23 protein-coding genes are annotated in these 21,324 nt (G+C 71.7%); 14 read left to right on the top strand and 9 right to left on the bottom strand.

The genetic code is table 11. The features are described 5' to 3' along the window. Positions 1–48: 48 nt before the first annotated feature. From G6W55_RS20765 to G6W55_RS20750, 4 genes are all read right to left on the bottom strand, one after another. On the bottom strand, positions 49–459 hold the full coding sequence (locus tag G6W55_RS20765; RefSeq protein ID WP_175522337.1) for a hypothetical protein: 411 nt from the start codon (positions 457–459) through the stop codon (positions 49–51). Between the two features lie 42 nt (positions 460–501). Next, positions 502–1,155 carry a class I SAM-dependent methyltransferase gene (locus G6W55_RS20760; RefSeq protein WP_175522336.1) on the bottom strand — a complete coding sequence of 218 codons (654 nt, stop codon included), beginning with the start codon at positions 1,153–1,155 and terminating at the stop codon, positions 502–504. A 112-nt stretch (positions 1,156–1,267) separates the two neighbouring features. After that, positions 1,268–1,582: an AzlD domain-containing protein gene (locus G6W55_RS20755; RefSeq protein WP_175522335.1), complete on the bottom strand. Its 315-nt coding sequence runs from the start codon at positions 1,580–1,582 to the stop codon at positions 1,268–1,270. Next, complete coding sequence (locus tag G6W55_RS20750) at positions 1,579–2,298, bottom strand: AzlC family ABC transporter permease (RefSeq protein ID WP_175522334.1); 720 nt, start codon at positions 2,296–2,298, stop codon at positions 1,579–1,581. Before G6W55_RS20750 ends, G6W55_RS20755 begins: the two co-directional genes overlap by 4 nt. Positions 2,299–2,378: 80 nt before the next feature. Between G6W55_RS20750 and G6W55_RS20745 the strand changes: the two genes are divergently transcribed. After that, on the top strand, positions 2,379–2,942 hold the full coding sequence (locus G6W55_RS20745) for a helix-turn-helix domain-containing protein (RefSeq protein ID WP_175522333.1): 564 nt from the start codon (positions 2,379–2,381) through the stop codon (positions 2,940–2,942). A gap of 158 nt (positions 2,943–3,100) precedes the next feature. On the opposite strand, the gene G6W55_RS20740 is transcribed toward G6W55_RS20745, so the two are convergent. Continuing rightward, complete coding sequence (locus tag G6W55_RS20740) at positions 3,101–3,304, bottom strand: cold-shock protein (protein WP_003974443.1); 204 nt, start codon at positions 3,302–3,304, stop codon at positions 3,101–3,103. Between the two features lie 290 nt (positions 3,305–3,594). On the opposite strand from G6W55_RS20740, the gene G6W55_RS20735 reads away from it, so the two are divergent. The 6 genes from G6W55_RS20735 (at position 3,595) to G6W55_RS20710 (ending at position 10,410) form a co-directional block, all read left to right on the top strand. After that, positions 3,595–4,452, top strand: a complete 858-nt coding sequence (locus G6W55_RS20735; RefSeq protein WP_175522332.1) for a menaquinone biosynthetic enzyme MqnA/MqnD family protein — start codon at positions 3,595–3,597, stop codon at positions 4,450–4,452. Positions 4,453–4,528: 76 nt separating this feature from the next. Then, positions 4,529–6,508, top strand: a complete 1,980-nt coding sequence (locus G6W55_RS20730; protein ID WP_175522331.1) for a serine/threonine-protein kinase — start codon at positions 4,529–4,531, stop codon at positions 6,506–6,508. 8 nt (positions 6,509–6,516) lie between these two features. Next, positions 6,517–7,260, top strand: a complete 744-nt coding sequence (locus tag G6W55_RS20725) for an A24 family peptidase (RefSeq protein WP_175522415.1) — start codon at positions 6,517–6,519, stop codon at positions 7,258–7,260. A 51-nt stretch (positions 7,261–7,311) separates the two neighbouring features. Further along, a complete protein-coding gene (locus tag G6W55_RS20720) occupies positions 7,312–8,421 on the top strand; it encodes a hypothetical protein (protein ID WP_175522330.1) in 1,110 nt (369 codons plus the stop codon). A 125-nt stretch (positions 8,422–8,546) separates the two neighbouring features. Further along, positions 8,547–9,746, top strand: coding sequence for a cyclic dehypoxanthinyl futalosine synthase (gene mqnC / locus G6W55_RS20715; RefSeq protein WP_175522329.1), 1,200 nt, complete (start codon positions 8,547–8,549; stop codon positions 9,744–9,746). A 7-nt stretch (positions 9,747–9,753) separates the two neighbouring features. After that, positions 9,754–10,410 carry a hypothetical protein gene (locus G6W55_RS20710; RefSeq protein ID WP_175522328.1) on the top strand — a complete coding sequence of 219 codons (657 nt, stop codon included), beginning with the start codon at positions 9,754–9,756 and terminating at the stop codon, positions 10,408–10,410. A gap of 10 nt (positions 10,411–10,420) precedes the next feature. Here G6W55_RS20710 and G6W55_RS20705 read toward each other — a convergent pair whose 3' ends face one another. Beyond that, the gene (locus G6W55_RS20705) at positions 10,421–11,449 is read right to left on the bottom strand and encodes a chitinase (protein WP_175522327.1); all 1,029 of its coding nucleotides are present in this window, start codon (positions 11,447–11,449) and stop codon (positions 10,421–10,423) included. 247 nt (positions 11,450–11,696) lie between these two features. On the opposite strand from G6W55_RS20705, the gene G6W55_RS20700 reads away from it, so the two are divergent. The 4 genes from G6W55_RS20700 to G6W55_RS20685 are packed head-to-tail and all read left to right on the top strand — an operon-like array spanning position 11,697 to position 16,227. After that, positions 11,697–12,056 carry a hypothetical protein gene (locus G6W55_RS20700; RefSeq protein WP_309243771.1) on the top strand — a complete coding sequence of 120 codons (360 nt, stop codon included), beginning with the start codon at positions 11,697–11,699 and terminating at the stop codon, positions 12,054–12,056. 50 nt (positions 12,057–12,106) lie between these two features. Further along, positions 12,107–14,371, top strand: a complete 2,265-nt coding sequence (locus tag G6W55_RS20695) for a bifunctional polysaccharide deacetylase/glycosyltransferase family 2 protein (RefSeq protein WP_175522325.1) — start codon at positions 12,107–12,109, stop codon at positions 14,369–14,371. After that, on the top strand, positions 14,371–15,486 hold the full coding sequence (locus G6W55_RS20690; RefSeq protein WP_175522324.1) for an acyltransferase: 1,116 nt from the start codon (positions 14,371–14,373) through the stop codon (positions 15,484–15,486). Before G6W55_RS20695 ends, G6W55_RS20690 begins: the two co-directional genes overlap by 1 nt. A gap of 45 nt (positions 15,487–15,531) precedes the next feature. After that, positions 15,532–16,227, top strand: a complete 696-nt coding sequence (locus G6W55_RS20685) for a demethylmenaquinone methyltransferase (protein WP_030790210.1) — start codon at positions 15,532–15,534, stop codon at positions 16,225–16,227. A gap of 21 nt (positions 16,228–16,248) precedes the next feature. Here G6W55_RS20685 and G6W55_RS20680 read toward each other — a convergent pair whose 3' ends face one another. Then, positions 16,249–16,608, bottom strand: a complete 360-nt coding sequence (locus tag G6W55_RS20680; protein WP_309243770.1) for a PASTA domain-containing protein — start codon at positions 16,606–16,608, stop codon at positions 16,249–16,251. A gap of 175 nt (positions 16,609–16,783) precedes the next feature. After that, entirely contained in the window at positions 16,784–17,302 is a 519-nt protein-coding gene (locus G6W55_RS20675) for a GNAT family N-acetyltransferase (protein ID WP_309243769.1), read from the bottom strand. Between the two features lie 97 nt (positions 17,303–17,399). Here G6W55_RS20675 and G6W55_RS20670 point away from each other — a divergent pair, with 97 nt between their 5' ends. Next, on the top strand, positions 17,400–18,695 hold the full coding sequence (locus tag G6W55_RS20670; RefSeq protein ID WP_175522322.1) for a geranylgeranyl reductase family protein: 1,296 nt from the start codon (positions 17,400–17,402) through the stop codon (positions 18,693–18,695). A 339-nt stretch (positions 18,696–19,034) separates the two neighbouring features. Here G6W55_RS20670 and G6W55_RS20665 read toward each other — a convergent pair whose 3' ends face one another. After that, on the bottom strand, positions 19,035–19,853 hold the full coding sequence (locus G6W55_RS20665; protein WP_175522321.1) for a C40 family peptidase: 819 nt from the start codon (positions 19,851–19,853) through the stop codon (positions 19,035–19,037). 725 nt (positions 19,854–20,578) lie between these two features. Here G6W55_RS20665 and G6W55_RS20660 point away from each other — a divergent pair. Both G6W55_RS20660 and nuoB read left to right on the top strand, forming a co-directional pair. Beyond that, entirely contained in the window at positions 20,579–20,938 is a 360-nt protein-coding gene (locus tag G6W55_RS20660; RefSeq protein WP_030790196.1) for an NADH-quinone oxidoreductase subunit A, read from the top strand. A 13-nt stretch (positions 20,939–20,951) separates the two neighbouring features. Then, positions 20,952–21,324, top strand: a 373-nt coding sequence (gene nuoB, locus G6W55_RS20655; protein ID WP_175522320.1) for an NADH-quinone oxidoreductase subunit NuoB, incomplete at its 3' end; no start/stop codon positions are given.

Here is a 21,324-nt window from a genome sequence, read left to right as displayed (position 1 = left end):
CGGGCACGCGCCCTGAGCCGGCCCCGCCCGCCGCAGCGCGGCCCCGGCTCAGCTCACGCCGCCGATCATCCCCCTGCCCTCCGCGGCGGCCTTGGCGTAGTACGCGCTCAGCTCCAGGAAGCGCGACCAGCCCTCCCGCTCCAGCCCGTCGGCGGTCCGGCGCACCTCGTCCGGGGTGAGCAGAAACGCCGGGCCGTACCCGAAGTCGTACTCCTCCACCGTCTCGCAGCCCTGCCCGGTCGCACGGGCCAGCCAGGGATAGGCGCTGCTCCAGTCCGCCGAGCCCTCCTCCGCGGCGGCGCGGCCCTCGGCGATGTCGGCGAGCAGCCGGTAGTCCTCCTCGTGCAGATCCGCCTCCGCCGACTCGGCGTCGAAGAGGGCGTCGATCAGTTCCGGATTCGCGCGCGCCTCCCGCAGCCGGACGGGGTCGGTCTTGGCGAGGTTCAGCCACATGGACACGGGGGCGGATCCTTTCGAGGGGCAGGTCACGCGTCAGGCACGTCAGGGCTTGCGGAGGATCAGGAAAGCGTGAGGGGTCGTCTCCCCGCGCCCGGTGTCGGCCTCCCGCACCGTGCACGACAGCGGCACGAAACCCGCCTCCGTGAGCAGCGCGGTCATCCGCTCCGGGCGCCGGCGCAGGAAGTCGAGGACGACGGAGTGACCCCAGGGCCGGTCGTGACGGCGCGGCTCGTCCCCGACCTGGAAGGCGAGCAGCAGCGGGCCGCCCGGCGCGAGCACCCGGTGGAACTCGGCGAACAGGGCGGGCAGTTGCTCCACCGGGGTGTGGATGGACGAGTACCAGGAGACGGCCCCGTCGAGCGAGCCGTCCGCGTACCCGGCCATGCCGAGCATCGAGCCCCGCTCGAACGGTATCCCCGGGTTCTCCCGCCGCGCGACGGCGAGCATCGACTCCGACAGGTCCAGCCCGGACATCTCCAGACCCAGCGAGGCCAGCAGCCCCGTCACCCGGCCGGGCCCGCACCCGAGATCGGCCACCCGGGCGCCCTTCCCGACGAGTTCGGCGTACGCGACGAGCAGCGCCCGGTCCAGCGGCGCCCCCGCGAAGACGTCCCGGAACTGCTCGGCGTAGTCCTCGGCGACGGTGTCGTAGAAGACGCGGGTGGCCGTGAGGAAATCGGAGGAGGAGGCGCTCATGCCCCCGGAGCCTAGATCGCCCCACTGACAACCGCGCCGCGTCCAACGGCACCTCCGCCACCACCCGGAACACGCCCGCCCCCGCGAACCCGCCCCCGCGAACCCGTCCTCGCTACCCCACCCCCACCGCCCGCAGCACCCCCGTCACCCCCGCCGCGCCCAGGACCACCACCGCGAACGGCGCCCGGCGCCAGGCCAGGGCCGCGCCCGCGAGGACCCCGGCCGGGCGCGCCCAGCCTGCGAAACCGCCGCCCTCGGTCAGCGCGCCGGTGGCGAGCAGGGCGACCAGGAGGACCACCGCCCCGGCCGTCAGCAGCTCCCGCACCCGGTCCGGGAGGGTCACCCGGCCGTGCAGGGCGGGGCCGACCAGCCGGAAGGCGTACGTGCCCACCGCCAGCACCAGGATCGCCGCGACCGTCGCGCTCATCGGACGGCCCCGACCTTGCCGTTCAGGCCGTGCACGCCGTACAGCGGCAGCGCCGCCAGCGCGAGCAGGACCGGCAGGCCCGCCGGGACGAACGGCGTGGCCGCCAGTGCGAGGAGCGCGCCGAGGGCCGCCGGGCGGCGCAGCCGGGTGTCCTCGCGGAGGGCGGGCAGGACCAGGGCGACGAGTACGGCGGGGAAGGCGGCGTCGAGTCCGTACGCGGCGGTGTCGCCGAGCGCGGTGCCGGCCAGCGCACCGGCCGCGACCCCCGCGTTCCACACGGCGAACAGACCGAGCCCCGAGACCCAGAAGGCGGCCCGGCGGCGCGCCGGGTCGGGCTGGGCCAGAGCGAAGGCGACCGTCTCGTCGGTCACCAGGTGCGCGCCGAGGAACCTCGCCGCCCGGCCGGGCCCGAGCAGGTCGGCGACGGCGAGGCTGAAGGCGGCCGTGCGCGTGTTGAGCAGCAGCCCGGTAGCCGCCGCGGCGAACGGCCCGCCCCCGGCCAGCAGCACGCCCACCGCGCTGAACTGGGCCGATCCCGCGTACACCAGCAGGGACATCACCACCGGCACCCACACCGGCAGCCCGCCCGCGACGGAGATCGCGCCGAAGGAGAGACCCACCACCCCACTGGCCACCCAGACGAGTGAACTGTCCCGGACGAGCGGCCCGAGGGAGGGGGTTCCGGAACCCGGTGTTGTTCGGTGTGGCGAACGCATGTTTTCTACAATGAACAGTACGGCGGTCGTTCGTCAAGGCGAACGCCCGTACCGACAGAGCGAACGATGGAGTGCGTGGCATGCCCGAAACCCCCTCCCGGCTCCCGCTGGACTGGATCGCCGCCTCCCTGCGGCGCGAGCGCGCCCGGGCCGGGCTCTCCCTGTCCGAGCTGGCCAAACGCGCCGGCATCGCCAAGTCCACGCTCTCCCAGTTGGAGGCGGCGAGCGGTAATCCGAGCATGGAGACGATCTGGGCGCTGGGCGTGGCGCTCGGGGTGCCGTTCAGCGCGCTGGTCGAGCCGCCGGCCGCCGCCGTCCGGGTGATCCGGGCCGGTCAGGGGCCGACCGTGGCCTCGGAGCAGGCGCCGTACGCGGCCACCCTGCTGTCGGCCAGTCCGCCGGGCGCCCGCCGGGACATCTACCATCTGCGGGCCGAGCCGGGCGCGGCGCGGACCTCGGAGCCGCACATCCCGGGCACGGTGGAGCACCTGATCGTGAGCACGGGGCGGGTGAAGGCGGGCCCGGCCGGGGAACTGGTCGAACTGGATCCCGGGGACTACCTGACCTATCGGGGGGACGTCCCCCATTCGTACGAGGCGCTGCTGCCCGGGACGACGTTCGTCCTTGTCATGCAGCACGTGTGAGGCGCGCGTGAGGCGTCAGACGCACGCCAGGAATTCACCCGGGTGATTCACCCGGAAGGGGGACCGGAAGAGGTGCCGGAAGAGGCAGGAGCCCCGCGCCGATGGCGCGGGGCTCCTTGGGTACTGCACTCAGGTTGCGATCACACGAGGTGTGACGATCACACGGGGGTGACGTTCTCCGCCTGCGGACCCTTCGGGCCCTGCGTGACGTCGAAGGAGACCTGCTGGTTCTCCTCCAGGGAACGGAAGCCCTGTGCGTTGATCGCGGAGTAGTGGACGAAGACGTCGGGGCCGCCGCCTTCCTGGGCGATGAAGCCAAAGCCCTTTTCGGCGTTGAACCACTTCACGGTTCCGGTAGCCATAAGCCCTCCTTGGGCCCAAAGGGTTGCCCTGCTCCAGAACCTGCAAGTGTGAAAAGCGAGTGCCGCACAACTGCATACGTCTGAAAACGTCAAGAGCCCGCGGTCACATGCTCCGCAGGCTCTGTACTGCAAGGGAAACCAAACTGCAACTTGCGGGCGAGCCTAGCACGCGGGCAGCCGAAAGCAACAGAGGTCAAGATCACGTCACCCGGACGTTTGAACGTCCGGCGAAGGGGTTGACTGAGGGGGTCGGAGTCCGCAGCGTACCCGACGAGGTCTAGCCTCGCGATGTGGACAATTCTCGCACCCGGCCGCGCGTCGGCCACATCCAGTTCCTGAACTGCCTGCCCCTGTACTGGGGGCTCGCGAGAACGGGCACGCTCCTCGATCTCGAGCTGACGAAGGACACCCCGGAGAAGCTCAGCGAGCGGCTGGTGCAGGGAGACCTCGACATCGGGCCCGTCACCCTGGTCGAGTTCCTCAGGAACGCCGAGGACCTGGTCGCCTTCCCCGACATCGCGGTCGGCTGCGACGGCCCGGTCATGTCCTGCGTGATCGTCTCGCAGGTCCCGCTGGAGGAGCTGGACGGCGCCCGCGTCGCCCTCGGCTCCACCTCGCGCACCTCCGTGCGGCTGGCCCAGCTCCTGCTGGCGGATCGTTTCGGCGTACGGCCCGACTACTACACCTGCCCGCCCGACCTCAGCCTGATGATGCAGGAGGCCGAGGCGGCCGTCCTGATCGGGGACGCGGCGCTGCGGGCCAACCTCCTCGACGGGCCGCGCTACGGCCTCCAGGTGCACGACCTCGGCGCGCTCTGGAAGGAGTGGACCGGGCTGCCGTTCGTCTTCGCCGTCTGGGCCGCCCGCCGTGACTACCTGGAGCGCGAGCCCGACCTCACCCGCGAGGTCCACCAGGCGTTCCTCGCCTCCCGCAACCTCTCTCTGGAGGAGGTCGGCAAGGTCGCCGAACAGGCCGCCCGCTGGGAGGCGTTCGACGAACACGTCCTGGAGCAGTACTTCACCACCCTCGACTTCCGGTTCGGCGCACCGCAGTTGGCGGCGGTCGCGGAGTTCGCCCGCCGGATCGGACCGACGACCGGCTTCCCCGCCGACGTGAACGTGGAACTGCTCCGGCCCCTTCCTGCGTAACCTGCTTCAGAGCCCAAAGGGGCCGACGGGCCACGGGGGCACCGGGTCTCGGGCCCAGGGGGAGGGGTGGACGTCCATGCAGCCGCTCGGAGCCGACGAACCGACGGCCGTCGGGCCCTACCGGCTGCTCGGCCGGCTGGGGTCCGGCGGGATGGGCCGGGTCTACCTGGGCCGCAGCGCCGGGGGCCGCACGGTCGCCGTGAAGATCGTGCACCCGCACCTCGCGCTCGACGAGGAGTTCCGGGCCCGGTTCCGGCGCGAGGTCGAGGCCGCCCGCCGGGTCGGCGGCGCCTGGACGGCGTCGGTGCTGGACGCCGACCCGGAGGCGGCCGTGCCCTGGGTCGCCACCGCCTATGTGGCCGGGCCCTCGCTCGCCGCGGCCGTCGCCTCCGGCGCGGGGCCGCTGCCCGAGCACACCGTGCGGGTGCTCGGCGCCGGGCTCGCCGAGGCGCTCGCCGCGGTGCACGGACTGGGTCTCGTGCACCGGGACGTGAAGCCGTCCAACGTCCTGCTCACCGTCGACGGCCCGCTCCTCATCGACTTCGGCATCGCCCGCGCCACCGACGGCACCGCGTCCCTCACCTCCACCGGCGTCTCCATCGGCTCGCCCGGCTACATGGCCCCCGAGCAGATCCTCGGCCGGGGCGTGACCGGCGCGGCGGACGTCTTCTCCCTCGGCGCGGTCCTCGCCTACGCGGCCACCGGCGAACCGCCCTTCCCCGGCGACTCGTCGGCCGCGCTGCTCTACAAGGTCGTCCACGAGGAGCCGGTGCTCGGCGCGTCGGTCACCGGCGAACTCCGCGAGGTCGTCCGGGCGTGCCTGGCCAAGGACCCGGCGGCCCGCCCCGCCCCCGGCGACCTCGCCCACCGTCTCGCCCCCGACGGCGCCGCCCGCCTGGTCGCCGGCGGCTGGCTGCCGGGCGCCCTGATCGCCCAGGTGGGCCGCAGCGCCGTCGAACTCCTCAACCTGGAGGCGACGTCCGCGGAACCGATCCCCTCGGGCCCGGTCGGCTTCACCACCCCCTCGGTGGGCGAGGCCCACGGAGTCTTCGGGCCGCCACCGGTGATGGGGGCGGCGGGGGGCGGCACCGATACGCCGGTGGACGGTGCGGGTGCCGCCGGGTGGGGGCCGGGCCCGGGTGCCTCCACGCCCACGGGGCCGGGGTCCGGGTCGGTCGCGGGAAGCGAGGCCACGCCCGTCGGGCCCGGCGGGGGCGGGGTGTTCGGGGCCGCCGGTTTCGGGGCGGGTGGGGGTGCGGCGCCTGGCGGGCCTGGGACGGGCGGAGACACGACGCCCGGGTCGGGTGCGGGGCACGGTGCCACGCCCGCCGGGCCGGGAATCGCCGCTGCCGGGCCGGTAGGCGCAGGTGCCCCGGTGGGCGGGCCTCCGGCCCCTGGCTCCGTGCCCGCGCCGCGGGACGCCGTGCCCGGGGAGGGCGGCGGAGGGCGGCCCGGGAAGCTGTCCGTGACCGTGGCGGCCGGGGCCACCCCCGGTGAGGGCGGCCGTGGGCGGCGGCTGAGTTGCAGTGTGGTGCTCGCGGTCGCCGGTGCGCTCGCCGCGGTCACCCTGGGGTCGGCGTTCGTCTTCCAGCTCCTGCCCGGCCAGCGCGACGACTCCGACGCCGGAACGGGAGCCGGTTCCGACACCGCGTCCAGCGCGGCGCCGAGCGCGAGCGCGACCGGCGGAGGCGACCGGCTGACCGCGCTGCCCGCCCGGTACGTCGGCACCTGGGAGGGCCAGGGCCGCGGCCTCGGCGGCAGTCTCCCCATGGGCACCTTCCGGGTCACCCTGAAACAGACGGACGTCGGCGGAAAGCTGGGCCAGTTGCGCCAGACCGACCCGCTCGGCGGTGTCTGCGTCGACGTCCTGACGCTGAAGGAGGTGACGAAGACGGAGGTCGTCGCCACCTCGGTCGGCGCCCCGTCCAACCACGCCGGCTGCAACCCCGAGCCCCACACCATCCGCTTCACCCCGACCGGCGACGACCTCACCTACCGCTCGGACAGCGCGGCCGAGGGCAACCCCACGGCCCGGATGGCGAAGGTCGACGGGTGACCGCGGACCTGACCGACGCGGCGCTGATCACCCTCGCCGCCGTGTGGGGCGCGCTGGCGGGCACGCTCCTGCCCCGCGCCGCGTACCGCTTCGCCGTACCGTCCGAGGAGGCCGACACCGGCTGGCGCACGGCCTGCCCGGCGGGCCACCCCCTACGGGGCTGGCTCGGCCGCGCCCACTGCCCGGCCTGCGCGGCGCCCACCGCCCCCTACGCCCCCGGCACATACCTCCACCCCCTCGTCACCGCCGCCGTCTGCGCCCTGCTCGCCGCGGCCACCGGAACCCGGCCCGAACTGGGGGTCTGGCTGGCGCTCGCACCGGTCGGCGTCCTGCTCGCCGTCGTCGACCTGCGCGTACGCCGACTGCCCGACCCGCTGACCCTGGCCCTCCCCACCGCCGCCCTCGCTCTCCTCGCCCCGGCCGCCCTGCTGCCCGAGCACGCCGGAAGCTGGACGACCGCCCTCCTCGCCACCCTCGCCCTCGGCGCCGCCTACTACGTGCTGCACCTCATCAACCCCGACGGCATGGCCTTCGGCGACGTGAAACTCGCCCTCGGCACCGGCGCCGTCCTCGGCTGGTACGGCTGGCCCACCGTCATGCTCGGCACCCTCGCCGGCTTCACCTACGGCGCCCTCTACGGCGGCACCCTCGTCGTCACAGGCCGCGCGGACCGCCGCACGACGATCCCCTTCGGCCCGTTCATGCTCACCGGAACCCTCACCGGTCTGCTGATCGGCGCGTACACCGCCTAGCGAAGATCGCCGTCCGTCCCCTGCGGCGCCCGGCCTGACTACACTCCCGCCATGTACCTGACCTGCCTGGACCTGGTCGACGAAGCCGAGGCGCTGGCTCTCGCCGGGCCCGGTGCCGAGGTGTTCACGGTCGGCGGCGCTGTCGTCGCGTTCGGCGCGGCCGAGTCCGTGGTCGTCGCGGACGCCGGGGACAGCGTGACCGCGAGCGGTGTCTGGAACAGCAGGGAATTCCGGCTGCACGGTCCGGGCCCGGCCGGACTCGCCTCACGGATCTGGGGGGCGGACCGCCGACCTTCCCCGCACGTGTTCATCCGGCTCGCAGGGACCTGCGTCTACCTCGGCACGGCACGGCCGGTGAGAGGTGAGCACAGCGACGACGCATTCATGTTCTGCGTGCTGAGCCTCGACTCCCCACTGGACCAAGAGGTGCTCGACAGAGTCCGGCCACCGGCCCCGCCGCCCGCCCTGCCCGGCCTGGAATGGCTTGACCACGTGCACACCGACCGCGGCAGGGCCCTGGAGCTCTTCGCCAAGGGCTGGTTCCCGGTGACCGGAACAGAAGAGACAGAAGGGGCGGAAGGGGGAGAAGGGCCGGTCGCCGACGTGCCGGGTTCCGTCCCCTGGGCGCTGGCCGACTTCTACCGCCTGGCCGCAAGGCGCCCGGCTCTCCTCGGCCGGCAGAACACGATCCTGCCGGCCGGCGGACTGCGTCCGGACGAGAGCGCGGAGCGTCTCGTCTTCGGCGTCGAGAACCAGGGCTGCTGGACCTGGTCGTACCCCTGGCAGCCCGGTGCCACGGACGCCGATCCGACCGTCTGGTTCGAGGACGATCGCCCCATGCCCGAACAGGAACCGCTCAGCGGGTTCCTCCTACAGTTCCTGCTGCACGAAGCCGCCCTGACCGCCCCCTATCTGGCCACGTCCCAGGACGTTCCCAGGGACTCCCTGCCAGCCTTTGAGGACTGTCTTCGGCGGGTGCCCCTGCGGCCGTTCCTGTCGCCCCTCGCGCCCACCGATTTCCTGGTCGCCCCCGGCCTGGTCGCCGACATCACACCGGACTGGGACGAGACCAGGCTCCAGGTCTGGATCGGTGCCACGCACCGCAGCGCACTGGACCCCCTGCGCCGGCTGGACATCCCCTGGCGGACGTTCGACGGCTGACGGCGGTCGCCGGGGCACGAGGACCCGGGCCATGTCGAGCCCGGCGGCCTGAAGTGATCCCGGTGAAAGGGCTGGCGTAGGCTGGCCGGGTCCGTCCACAACCCTTGACGAAAGGGACGCGCCCGGTGACCGAGAAGGCCGACCTCCAGTCCGTGCTCGACCGCGCAGCCGACGGTGGTCGGATCACCCCGGAAGAGGCGCTGGTCCTCTACCGCGACGCGCCCCTCCACGCGCTCGGCTCCGCCGCCGACGCCGTGCGCCGCCGTAAGTACGCCGGGACCGAGCACATCGCGACGTACATCATCGAGCGGAACATCAACTACACGAACGTGTGCGTCACGGCGTGCCGTTTCTGCGCCTTCTACGCGGCCCCGAAGGACAAGGACAAGGGCTGGACCCGCGACCTCGACGACATTCTGCGCCGCTGCGCGGAGACCGTCGAACTCGGCGGCACCCAGGTCATGTTCCAGGGCGGCCACCACCCGGACTACGGCGTCGAGTACTACGAGAAGCACTTCTCCGCGATCAAGGCGGCGTTCCCGCAGCTCGTGATCCACTCGCTGGGCGCGTCCGAGGTCGAGCACATGGCCCGGATCTCCAAGGTGAGCGTGGAGGAGGCCATCCAGCGGATCCACGCGGCCGGTCTCGACTCGTTCGCCGGCGCCGGCGCCGAGCTGCTCCCGGCCCGCCCCCGCAAGGCGATCGCCCCGCTCAAGGAGTCCGGCGAACGCTGGCTGGAGATCATGGAGACGGCCCACGGGCTGGGCGTCGAGTCCACCTCCACCATGCTGATGGGCACCGGCGAGACCAACGCCGAGCGCATCGAGCACCTGCGGATGATCCGTGACGTGCAGGACCGCACCGGCGGCTTCCGGGCGTTCATCCCGTACACCTACCAGCCCGAGAACAACCACCTGAAGGGCCGTACGCAGGCCACGCTCTTCGAGTACCTGCGGATGATCGCCATCGCCCGGCTGTTCATGGACAACATCCAGCACATCCAGGGCTCCTGGCTCACCACCGGCAAGGAGGTCGGCCAGCTCTCCCTGCACTACGGCGCGGACGACCTCGGCTCGATCATGCTGGAGGAGAACGTCGTCTCCTCGGCCGGCGCCAAGCACCGCTCCAACCGCCTCGAGATCATCGACCTGATCCGCAAGGCGGGCCGTGTCCCGGCCCAGCGCGCGACGACCTACGAGCACCTCGTCGTCCACGACGACCCGGCCAACGACCCGCTCGACGAGCGCGTGATGTCCCACATCTCCTCGACCGCCATCGAGGGCGGCACGGCCCACCCGGAACTGAAGCTCCTCACCTCCAACTAGCCGTTCCGTGCTGACGATTCATACGGCGGATCTGCTCGTGACCGGGGATCCGCACAACCCTCCCGTGCCCGGCGGCGCGGTGCTCGTGGACGGGCGGACCGTCGCGGCCTTCGGCTCGTACGAGGAACTCGCCGAGGCGTCTCCCACGGCTCGCGTGCGCCGCTGGCCGGGCCTGCTCACCCCGGGGCTGCTCAACCCGTACGGCCCCGAACTCCTCGAACACGCCTACCATCCCGACCCGCGCGAGGCCGACGAGCTGGGCACCGAGCCGCTCACCGGCGAGGCCCTCGCGGCGCTCGCCCCGACCGACGCGCGCCGGGGCGCGAGCGCCCGGCGCGGCGTACAGCGGATGCTGGCGCACGGCACCGTGGCCGTGGCGGGCGACCTGTGGCGGCCGGCCGTACTGGACGCCGTGCGCCGGGCCGGACTCACGGTGGAGGAGCGCTTCACGGATCCGGCGGGCGCCCCGACACTCGACCCGCTGGCCCGTGACGGTGGCCGGGGCCTGCGCGAGGCGATCGTGGCGCCGCTCGCCCAAGTGCCCGGCGCGGCCGCCACCTTCGCCGTTTTCGACGCCCCCGACGAGGCCGCGCTGACCGCCCGGGGCGCGTCCTGCTGCATCGCCACGGTGATCGACGGCCGACTGCTGTACCGGTCCAGGTGAGCCCGCGGGGCTATCCCGAGAACGCCTCCGCGAACGCGCCCGGACTCTGCTCCACCCCACTGCAATTGGTGAGCGCGTCGTCCGTGGCCGTGCCCTCCTCGCACTGCTGGTCGCGGAACGTCGACCACATCGACACCCAGGAGATGCCCTTCTCCTCCGCGAACTCCCGTACCTCCGCCGCGTCGGCCAGCGTGAACGTCTCGTTGGCGACGTCGTTCGTGCCGAGCATCGAGGTGAGCGCCATCGCCCGCCACGCCGTGGCGTCCGAGGTGCCGAAGACCTCCTTCAACTGCGCCTGCGCCGCCGTCGCCGAGGTGATCGCGTACGCGCCCATGTCCCCGTCGTACGACTCCCCGTAGTTCATCGTCATCAGATTGACGGTGGAGACCTGCACGTCGTACTTGTTCGCGGACTTCAGCAGCGCGAGCCCGTCCGCGTCCAGCCCGGACGGCATCACCGGCAGGGTGAACGACACCTCCAGGTCCGGCCGTTCCTCCTGGAGCAGCGCGATCGCCCGGGAGCGCAGGGCGACCGAGTCGGCGTCGGTCAGCTCGTCGCCCTCGATGTCGAAGTCGGCCTGCGTGGAACCGGCCGCGTCGAGCGCCGCGCCGTACGCCTCCGCCAGCGCGGCCGCGTCGGAGCACGTGGCGCCCAGCTCCTCGCCGGACGCCCCGCCGAAGGAGACCCGGACCGTGGCGCCCGACTCCTTCAGCGCGGAGATCCGGGAGGTCACCGCCGAGTCGTCGACGGCGTGCGTGCCGTTCCACTCGGGCGTACAGCCGCTGCCGTCGGAGATGACGAAGGCCAGGTTGTACGTCGACGGCGAGCCGGCCGTGTCGTTGTCGGAGGGCTCGACGGCGCTGACGTACGGGGCGTACGCCGTGCCGGCCCCGGACGCGGACGCGGAGACGGACGGCGACGGCGTGACCCCCTTCGCCTGCTGCTCCCCGGCGGATCCCCCGGATCCCGTGGAGCATCCCGCCGTGGCCAGGACGAGCAGGCAGGTCAGCCCGGCCGTCGGCACCAGGAAACTCCGCATGTACAAGCACCCGCTTTCGTGAATCGACCCCCGGGCTCGAAATCTCTCACATGCGGACCGATCGCACGGGCACAGTGCGAATCTCTCAGGAAGGAGACAGGTTCACCCCTTTCTCATGGGTGCCTCATATACGGGTCAGAGTTTCTGCCACATAAGGCTCCTTAACATCCGGGGAATGCAATCCGAGCCTGCTTTCGACAGTCGTGAGGCCGTTCGCGTTCGCGGTCGCCGTCGCAAACCCGGCGGCGTGAGCGGCCCCGCCGACGGACCCGTGTTCGTGGACACCTCCGGCCGCAGGTCCAAGCTGCTGCGCCGGGTGGGCGTCCTCCTCGGCGTCGGCTGTCTCGCCTACGCCGCGATCCTCGGCGCCGCCTTCATGGGCTGGGGGACCTCCCTCACGCCGTCCTCGCTGCTGCCGTTCGGCGGCGGACAGGGCGGTGGCGGACAGGGCGGCGGCGGGCTGCCCGGTGGCTTCGGTCCCGCGGGCGGTGCCGGGGCGGAGGTGGGAGCGCCGCCCACCGGGGCCGCGCCGACCGGGGCCGCGCCGACCGGGGCGGCGCCCCCGAGCACGAGCCCGACCGTGACGGCCTCCCCGTCCACCGGCTGACCCCCGACCTCTCCCTCACCGGCCCTTCGACGGAACGCAGCCCCACACCCATGACGACGACTTCCTCCCGTGGCCGCCGCCGCGCCCCCTCCCGCATCGGCCGCGCCGCGGGCAAGGCCGCCGCGCTCCAGAAGCCACGGGTCATCCTCGCCCTGCTGCTTCTGCTGGCCCTGACCAGCGTGATGCTCCTCGACGGCTATCTGCGCGCCGAGGTCGGCGGCGACCAGCGCGTCCGCACCGGCGCCAGCTCCAGCGACGTACCCGACGACATCCTCGACGGCGGCCCGATCCTCACCTTCCGGGGCGGCCAGGCCACGACCGTCTCCGTCCCGGACAAGACGATCGCCCTCACCTTCGACGACGGCCCGAACCCCACCTGGACACCCCAAGTCCTCAAGATCCTTGAGGAGTACGACGTCCCGGGCACGTTCTTCGTCGTCGGCTCGATGGTGTCGCGCTACCCGGGGATCGTGAAGGACATGGTCGAGCAGGGCAACGAGGTGGGCATCCACACCTTCACCCACGTCGACCTCTCCTACCAGAGCGAGGCCCGCGTCACGCGGGAGATGACGCAGACCCAGCTCGCCCTCGCCGGTGCGGCCGGCATCACGACCACGCTGTTCCGCGCCCCGTACTCCTCCGAGACGGACGCCATCGACAACTACAGTTGGCCCGTCTACCAGGAGCTGGGCGAGGACGGCTACACCAGCGTCTTCGTCGACACCGACAGCGACGACTGGAAGCGCCCCGGCGTCTCGAAGATCATCAAGTGGGCCACGCCGGAGGACGGCGAGGGCGCGTCGGTGCTCTTCCACGACGCGGGCGGGGAGCGCTCGCAGACGATCGCGGCGCTGCCGAAGTACATCGAGAAGATGAAGGCGGCGGGGTACACCTTCACCACGATCAGCGGCGCGATGGCCGAGCAGACCGCTGCCGGGAACACGGGGGGCAACGGCGTCCCAGGCGCAGGCGCAGGCGCGGGCGTCGGCGGTGCGGCTGCCTCCCCCCTCCAGGCCGCCCACCGCGAGGCCACCGGCGTCACCCTCTACGAGGGCAAGGCGCTCATCGCGGCGGTCACCCTCGCCGAGTGGACCGTCCCGGCGCTCTCGGTCGGACTGATGGTCGTCGGCGTCGCGGTCATGGGCCGGTTCGGGATGATGCTCGTCCTCGCCCGCCGCCACCACCGCAAACGCAACCGACGCCGGTTCAGTTGGGGACCGACGGTCACCCGCCCGGTGAGCGTGATCGTCCCGGCGTACAACGAGAAGGAGTGCATCGCCAACACCCTCGCGTCCCTGGCGAAGAGCACCCATCCCATCGAGATCCTCGTCGTCGACGACGGTTCCACGGACGGTACTTCGCAGATCGCGCGCGAGGCGGCCGAACGGCTCGGCATGACGAACGTCCGGGTCCTGCGGCAGGAGAACGCCGGCAAGCCCGCCGCCCTCAACCACGGTGTCCGCAGCGCCCGTCACGACATCGTCGTGATGATGGACGGCGACACCGTCTTCGAGCCGGACGCCGTGCACCAGTTGGTGCAGCCCTTCGCCGACCCGAAGGTCGGAGCCGTCGCCGGCAACGCCAAGGTCGGCAACCGCGACACGGTCATCGGCGCCTGGCAGCACATCGAGTACGTGATGGGCTTCAACCTCGACCGCCGCATGTACGACCTGCTGCGCTGCATGCCCACCATCCCGGGCGCGATCGGCGCGTTCCGCCGGGACGCGGTGCTGGAGGTCGGCGGCATGAGCGAGGACACCCTCGCCGAGGACACCGACATCACCATCGCCATGCACCGCGCGGGCTGGCAGGTCGTGTACCAGGAGCACGCCAAGGCGTGGACAGAGGCGCCGGGTTCGCTGAAGCAGTTGTGGTCCCAGCGCTACCGCTGGTCCTACGGCACCATGCAGGCGCTGTGGAAGCACCGCAAGTCCCTGACGGACAAGGGGCCTTCGGGACGCTTCGGCCGGGTCGGGATGCCGCTGGTGGTGCTCTTCCAGATCGTCACGCCGGTGTTCGCCCCGCTCATCGACGTGTTCACCCTCTACTCGATGATCTTCATCGACTTCCGGGCGGCCCTGCTGGCCTGGCTGGCGGTCCTGTGCGTCCAACTGGTCTGCGCGGCCTACGCGTTCCGGCTGGACCGCGAGAAGTACCGGTATCTGCTGATGATGCCGCTCCAGCAGTTGGCCTACCGCCAGATGATGTACCTCGTCCTCATCCACTCCTGTGTCACGGCGCTCACCGGCGGCCGGCTGCGCTGGCAGAAGCTGAAGCGCACGGGCGAGGTCGGGACCCCGGCCGGGGTGAGCTGATGGGGGCGCACCGGAAGGCCCGGAGTACGACGGAGGTACGGGTCCCGGAGCCGGCGTCCGGGCCCGTGTCCGTGCCCGCGCCTGCCCAGCGGGACCGCTACTTCGACACCCTCCGGGCCCTCGCCCTGATCAGGGTCGTCGGGTATCACACCTTCGGCTGGGCCTGGGCGGGGCTGGTCTTCCCGTCCATGGGGATCATGTTCGCCCTGGCCGGCACGCTGATGGCCAAGTCCCTGGAACGGCCCGCGCTCAAGGTCGTCCGAAGCCGGCTGCGACGGCTGCTGCCGCCGTTCTGGTTCTGGGGCGTCTTCGTCGTCCTCGCGATGCTGCTGCACGGCTGGATGCCGGACTGGCGGATCGTGTACTGGATCGTCCCGCTGGGCGATCCGCCCGGCAACGCCTGGGGCGAGCAGGCGTGGGAGATCCTCTGGTACCTGCGCACCTACCTCTGGTTCGTACTGCTCTCCCCGCTGCTGCTGCGGGTGTTCCGGCTCGCCCCGCTCCCGGTGCTCGTGCTCTCCCTCGTACCGGTGCTGGTGCTGAACTTCGTCTGGGCGGGCCCGGACGGCCGGATCGGCACCGCCCTGTGGGACCTGTCGACGTATCTGTGCTGCTGGCTGCTCGGCTTCGCGCACCGCGACGGCGTGCTCCGGCGGATGAGACCGGCCGCGGTCGCCGTCCTCTCCCTCGCGGCGCTCGGCTTCGGCGGCTGGTACGCCCTCGCCCACCGGGCCGAGTTCGGCACCTACGACCTGGACGAGAACCCGCTCGCCCAGGCGTTCTGGTCGGCCGGGTTCGTGCTGCCGCTGCTGTGGGCGAAGGCGCGCTTCGGCATCGACTTCGCCCGGCTGACCCGGTTCCGCCGGACGAACCGGATCGTCACCGTCTTCAACGCGCGCGCGGTCACGATCTACCTCTGGCACGAGATCGCGCTGCTTCTCGCGGTCCCGCTGATCGACCGGTTCTGGGACGTCCCGGCGTTCGAGGCGTATCTGCCGCTGGAGAGCCAGTGGTTCCTGTTCGGCGTCGGCTGGCTGCTGATCGGGGTGTTCGTGCTGCTGTGCGGCTGGGTGGAGGACGTCGCGGCGAGGAAGCGGCCGAGGCTGCTGCCCTGAGGGCGTGCCGTGAGCGCCGGGGAGGCGTGCTGTAAGAATGGCGAGGTGACCCGTGCTTCCCTGAACAAGCAGCCCCACGAAGTCGCCTCGATGTTCGACCGCGTGGCGGAACGGTACGACCTGACGAACGACGTGCTGTCGCTCGGCCAGGACCGCAGGTGGCGCAAGGAGGTGGCGACGGCGGTCGACGCCCGTCCGGCGCAGAAGATCCTCGACCTCGCCGCGGGCACGGCCACCTCGTCCCTGCCGTTCGCGCGGACCGGCGCCTACGTCGTCCCCTGCGACTTCTCGCTCGGCATGCTCCAGGTCGGCAAGCGGAAGCACGGCTGGCTGCCGTTCACCGCCGGGGACGCCACCCGGCTGCCGTTCAAGGACGACACCTTCGACGCCGTCACCATCTCCTTCGGCCTGCGCAACGTCCAGGACTTCGACGCGGCGCTGCGCGAGATGCACCGGGTGACCCGGCCCGGCGGACGCGTGGTGATCTGCGAGTTCTCCCACCCGACCTGGGCGCCCTTCCGGACCGTCTACACCGAGTACCTGATGCGCGCCCTGCCGCCGGTCGCCCGCGCGGTCTCCTCCAACCCGGACGCCTACGTCTATCTCGCCGAGTCCATCCGCGCCTGGCCCGACCAGCCCGCGCTGGCCGAACGGCTGCGCAAGGCGGGCTGGTCGAAGGTGGCGTGGCGCAACCTCACGGGCGGTGTGGTCACGCTGCACCGGGGCTTCAAGGAGTCCTGAGCCGCACGGGCGGGCCCGCGGCTACAGGGCGATCGGCTCGAAGGGGCTCTCGGGGTGCCCCGAGGCGCCCGGATGTCCGGGACGGAGGGCGTCCCCGGGCCGGTCCAGTTCGCGTCGGATTCCGCCGCCGCCCGGTTTCGGGACGCGCGGCTCCCGGACTCCCGCCCCGCCGCCGCCCTCACCCTCGGCGAAGTCGAACCACACGGTGACGACGGCCCCGCGCGGCACCTCCACTCCGGGCGGCGGATACTGCCGTACGACGTAGTCGACGACGGCGCGGTGGAATTCGGGCCGGTCGGGAGCGGCCAGCAGCACGCCTCGCGCCGCGGCCGCCTCGCGCGCGTCCACGGCCATCAGGCCGACGAACCGCGGTACGCGCACTTCGGGTGTATTGGGCGGTATGAGCACAGATGTCACCCCCAGCGGTACTGGAAGGGTAACCGGCCCGGGGTGCCGTCCGGAAGCGCTGAGTATCGATCCGTAGCATTTTCTCACTCAGCGTGACGTCGGGCGCTGTCGGGGCGTTGTCGGGGCTCTGCCGGGGCCCTGTCGCGGCTCAGTCGGTGGTGCCGAGATCCAACCGGTAGCAGTGCCCCTCGCGGCCGGACTCGGGGCCCGTGAACGTGTCGGCGAGCCGCATGCCCAGCCGCTGGGTCACCGCGATCGACCGTGCGTTGCGGGCGTCGACCATCGCCACCACCGACGGCACCCCGGCCGCCCGCACCCGCTCCAGGGTCGTCCGCGCGGCCGCCGTGACATAGCCCTTGCCCCAGAACTCCCGGCCGAGCCGCCACCCGATCTCTATCTCGCCCCGCGGCCCCCACTCCGCCGGCCACGGCTGCGCCCCGGTGAACCCCATGACCCGGCCGTCCTCGTCGAGCAGGGTCCACAGGCAGAAGCCGCGCTCGGCGTCGTGCCGGCGCTGCCGCGCGGTCAGCTCCTCGTAGACGGACAGCTCCGCGGGCCGGCCGCCGTGGAACTCCATGACGTCCGGGTGGCCGAAGACCCGGTGCCAGGCGACCGCGTCCTCGTCCGTGGGGACACGCAGCCGTACGACGGGGAGAGCACGGTTCACGGGGCAGCCCTTCAGCCGGGTGATCAATTCTGCTGAATAGACTGCCCGTGTCCAGTGCCGGTCGGCACGCAGATTCCTAACTTGGGGAGATCCCGCCGTGACCGTCGTGAACGAGCCCCTCTCCGAAAACACCGCCGATGTGATCGTCGTCGGCGCGGGGCCGGCCGGCTCCACGACCGCCTACTACCTCGCCAAGGCCGGACTCGACGTGCTCCTGCTGGAGAAGACCGAGTTCCCCCGCGAGAAGGTCTGCGGCGACGGCCTCACCCCGCGCGCCACGAAACAGCTCGTGGCCATGGGCATCGACATCTCCGAGGAGGCCGGCTGGCTGCGCAACAAGGGGCTGCGCATCATCGGCGGCGGCGTCCGGCTCCAGCTCGACTGGCCGGATCTCGCCTCCTTCCCGGACTACGGACTCGTCCGCAAGCGCGACGACTTCGACGAGCAGCTCGCCCGCCAGGCGCAGAAGGCCGGCGCCCGTCTCTTCGAGCGCTGCAACGTCGGCGCCCCGATCGTCGACGACCGCACCGGGCGGATCACCGGCGTCCACGCCAAGCTCGGCGACGACAAACGCGAAGTCACCTTCCACGCCCCGCTGGTGGTCGCCGCCGACGGCAACTCCACCCGGCTCTCGCTGGCGATGGGCCTGCACCGCCGCGAGGACCGCCCGATGGGCGTCGCCGTCCGCACCTACTTCACGTCCCCGCGCCACGACGACGACTACCTGGAGTCCTGGCTGGAGCTGTGGGACCGGCGCGGCCCCGGCGAGGACCGGCTGCTGCCCGGCTACGGCTGGATCTTCGGCATGGGCGACGGCACGTCCAACGTCGGCCTGGGCGTGCTCAACACCTCCGACTCCTTCAAGGAGCTGGACTGGCGCGAGGTCCTCAAGGCGTGGTGCGCGTCCATGCCCGAGGACTGGGGATACACCCCCGAAAACATGACCGGCCCGATCCGCGGCGCCGCCCTCCCCATGGCCTTCAACCGCAAGCCCCACTACACCAAGGGCCTGCTGCTGGTCGGCGACGCCGGCGGTCTGGTGAACCCCTTCAACGGCGAGGGCATCGCCTACGCCATGGAGTCCGGGCAGCTCGCCGCCGAGGTGATCGTCCAGGCCCACGCCCGCGCCACCCCCGCCCAGCGCGAACTGGCCCTGCGCCGCTACCCGCAGATCCTCGCCGACACCTACGGCGGCTACTACACGCTCGGCCGCGCCTTCGTGAAGCTCATCGGCAACCCGAAGGTCATGAAGATCGCGACGCAGCGGGGTCTGACCCATCCGCTGCTGATGAAGTTCACGCTGAAGATGCTCGCCAACCTCACGGACCCGACGGGCGGCGACGCGATGGACCGCATCATCAACGGCCTCAGCAAGGTGGCGCCGCGCGCCTGAGATGTGCGGGTGAGGGGGATTTCTTTCGGCCGGGCGGGGTTTGCGAGCCGTCCGGCCGGGGACCCGCCCTTCGTGGGACGAACCGTTCGGCGCCGGGGCGCGCGGCCGCCGACGGCCGTCTCCCGCGCCGCGGGGCGCGGGAGGCATCCGGAGTACGGGCGGCGGCCGGTACGCCGTCGTGGGGCCACCGGCGGGCCGTGCGGCGGGTCTTGGCGCCGGCCCGGCCGTCCGGTGGCGTGAACGGCCGTACGCGCGCAGCCCGAAGGGCCGCTGCCCCCGAGCGGCCGCGGCCCTTCCGTATGGAGGGGTGCCGAACCGGCACCCATGGGGTGAAGCGGGTCAGAGCACCCGGACCGCACCGCTCGCCGGGTAGCCCGACAGGTCCTGGATGACGACACCCTTGGAGGGGTTGGCCGCGTCCAGGTACTGGCCGTTACCGATGTAGACGCCCACGTGGTACGCCGAGCCCTTGCCGCCCCAGTACAGGATGTCGCCGACCTGGATCTGCGACAGCGGGATGTCGGTGCCGACGGTCGACTGGTCCTGCGACACCCGCGGCAGGTCGACGCCGACCTGGCGGAACGCCGCCTGGACGAGCGACGAGCAGTCCCACGCGTTGGGGCCGGTGGCACCCAGGACGTAGGCGTCGCCCACCTGGGCCTTGAGGAACGAGATGACGGTCGCGACGCTGCCGCTGGCGGGAGCGGACGCGGTCGTCGAGGTGGTGGAGAGCGTGGTGCGGCCCGCGGAACGGGAAGCAGCCTCCGCGGCGGCCACCCGGGCCTCCTCCGCCTTCTTCTTGGCCTCGGCCTTCTTGGCGGCGGCGAGGTCCTTCTTCGCCTCCGCGGCGGCCGCGGCGGCAGCCGCGTCCCGCTCGGCGGCGAGCTGGTAGTTCGCCGCGGCCTGCTGCGTGGCCTCGGCGGACTGGGCGAGCTGGGCCGCCAGGTCGCCGGTGAACACGGGCAGTTCGAGCGTCTGCGTCACCGGCTCGGCGGCGTTGGCCGAACCGGCCGCCGTGGCGACGGCCAGCGTGCCGAGGACACCACTGGCGACTCCGGCCCGCATCGCGATCGTCGACGCGCTGCGGCGGGGTTTCCGGTGGCTGCGTATGTGAGCGGTGTGGGACATGAGTCCAACCGGTATCAGGGGCTCCTCCATACCTTCAAGAAACGTGTGCTGCGCCACAATTGTTCAACGGGGCCTCCGAAAACCTTTCCCGGAGACCCTTATTGACGTCGTAACGGACATTGCGGACTCGCCCTCTCAGGGCTGTGATCATGGGCTTTCGTCGTTACGCCCGAATTGCCCTGGGCCTACCATCGGTTGGGATCGTTGGCCAAGCCCGGTTCTGAGCCGGCCCTTATGCATGTGACGGACGTCACGCAACGGCCGTACGGCGGGCTGCGTCTCGCGCCCGGCCGGCGCATGTCCCGAGACCGGCCCCGCTCGTGAACGGGTGCACACGTCCACATCCCGCCCCGGAACTCCCTCTGATGTGTGAACGCGGCGCACTATCAGGACACCCGGTCCATCGCCAATTTGCATGCAAGGGAAGTCTCTTGATATTGAGACGCCCCCTCTCGCCTGCGGTGACGAGCGGAAATGTCACTTCTTGTGATCACTCTGACGCTTCGGGTGCGAAGATCACTGCTGATATGACTTCATGATCCTTCATCAGGTGGTGGAGATCACAAAGCTCGTCCCATACCCCGTGTCGCAGATCACAGAGCGGCGGGCATAGGATGCGAGGCAGTTGGGCTTGTGACCTGCTTCACATGTTCGCGATCTTCGCCGGGACGGGCGGGACTTGCGGGCCGCGCGAGGCGGATGTGAGCCCGATGTCATCGCCAGCAGTCAGTGCCGACTGAGAGGAGCGAGGAGCGGTGAACGCGTATGCGCCCATCCTCGTACTGGGAGCCCTCGGGGCAGGCTTTGCGATCTTCTCCGTGGTCATGGCCACGCTGATCGGGCCGAAGCGGTACAACCGCGCCAAGCTCGAGGCCTACGAGTGCGGAATCGAGCCGACCCCCACGCCGGCCGGCGGCGGGCGCTTCCCCATCAAGTACTACCTGACGGCGATGCTCTTCATCGTCTTCGACATCGAGATCGTCTTCCTCTACCCCTGGGCCGTCACCTTCGACGCCCTGGGTGTTTTCGGGCTCGTGGAGATGCTGCTCTTCGTGCTCACCGTCTTCGTCGCCTACGCGTACATCTGGCGGCGCGGCGGTCTGGAATGGGACTGAGGGGCCTTTAGCCATGGGACTCGAAGAAAAACTGCCGAGCGGTTTCCTGCTGACCACCGTCGAGCAGGCCGCGGGCTGGGTGCGCAAGGCGTCCGTCTTCCCCGCCACGTTCGGCCTCGCCTGCTGCGCCATCGAGATGATGACCACCGGTGCGGGCCGCTACGACCTGGCGCGCTTCGGCATGGAGGTCTTCCGCGGCTCACCGCGCCAGGCGGACCTCATGATCGTCGCCGGCCGGGTGAGCCAGAAGATGGCGCCGGTGCTCCGGCAGGTCTACGACCAGATGCCCAGCCCGAAGTGGGTGATCTCGATGGGCGTGTGCGCGTCCTCGGGCGGCATGTTCAACAACTACGCGATCGTCCAGGGCGTCGACCACATCGTCCCCG

Source organism: Streptomyces sp. CAI-85, assembly GCF_013363615.1.
Classification (GTDB): domain Bacteria; phylum Actinomycetota; class Actinomycetes; order Streptomycetales; family Streptomycetaceae; genus Streptomyces; species Streptomyces antibioticus_B.
Note: the sequence above shows the minus strand (reverse complement) of the source record. Positions and strands in the feature narration are given on the sequence as shown.

Bases quoted from the DNA above. Each gene is read 5' to 3' on its own strand.
- G6W55_RS20760 (WP_175522336.1), bottom strand. From the start codon at position 1,155: ATGAGCGCCTCCTCCTCCGATTTCCTCACGGCCACCCGCGTCTTCTAC.
- G6W55_RS20755 (WP_175522335.1), bottom strand. From the start codon at position 1,582: ATGAGCGCGACGGTCGCGGCGATCCTGGTGCTGGCGGTGGGCACGTAC.
- G6W55_RS20750 (WP_175522334.1), bottom strand. From the start codon at position 2,298: ATGCGTTCGCCACACCGAACAACACCGGGTTCCGGAACCCCCTCCCTC.
- G6W55_RS20745 (WP_175522333.1), top strand. From the start codon at position 2,379: ATGCCCGAAACCCCCTCCCGGCTCCCGCTGGACTGGATCGCCGCCTCC.
- G6W55_RS20740 (WP_003974443.1), bottom strand. From the start codon at position 3,304: ATGGCTACCGGAACCGTGAAGTGGTTCAACGCCGAAAAGGGCTTTGGC.
- G6W55_RS20730 (WP_175522331.1), top strand. From the start codon at position 4,529: ATGCAGCCGCTCGGAGCCGACGAACCGACGGCCGTCGGGCCCTACCGG.
- G6W55_RS20720 (WP_175522330.1), top strand. From the start codon at position 7,312: ATGTACCTGACCTGCCTGGACCTGGTCGACGAAGCCGAGGCGCTGGCT.
- G6W55_RS20705 (WP_175522327.1), bottom strand. From the start codon at position 11,449: ATGCGGAGTTTCCTGGTGCCGACGGCCGGGCTGACCTGCCTGCTCGTC.
- G6W55_RS20695 (WP_175522325.1), top strand. From the start codon at position 12,107: ATGACGACGACTTCCTCCCGTGGCCGCCGCCGCGCCCCCTCCCGCATC.
- G6W55_RS20690 (WP_175522324.1), top strand. From the start codon at position 14,371: ATGGGGGCGCACCGGAAGGCCCGGAGTACGACGGAGGTACGGGTCCCG.
- G6W55_RS20665 (WP_175522321.1), bottom strand. From the start codon at position 19,853: ATGGAGGAGCCCCTGATACCGGTTGGACTCATGTCCCACACCGCTCAC.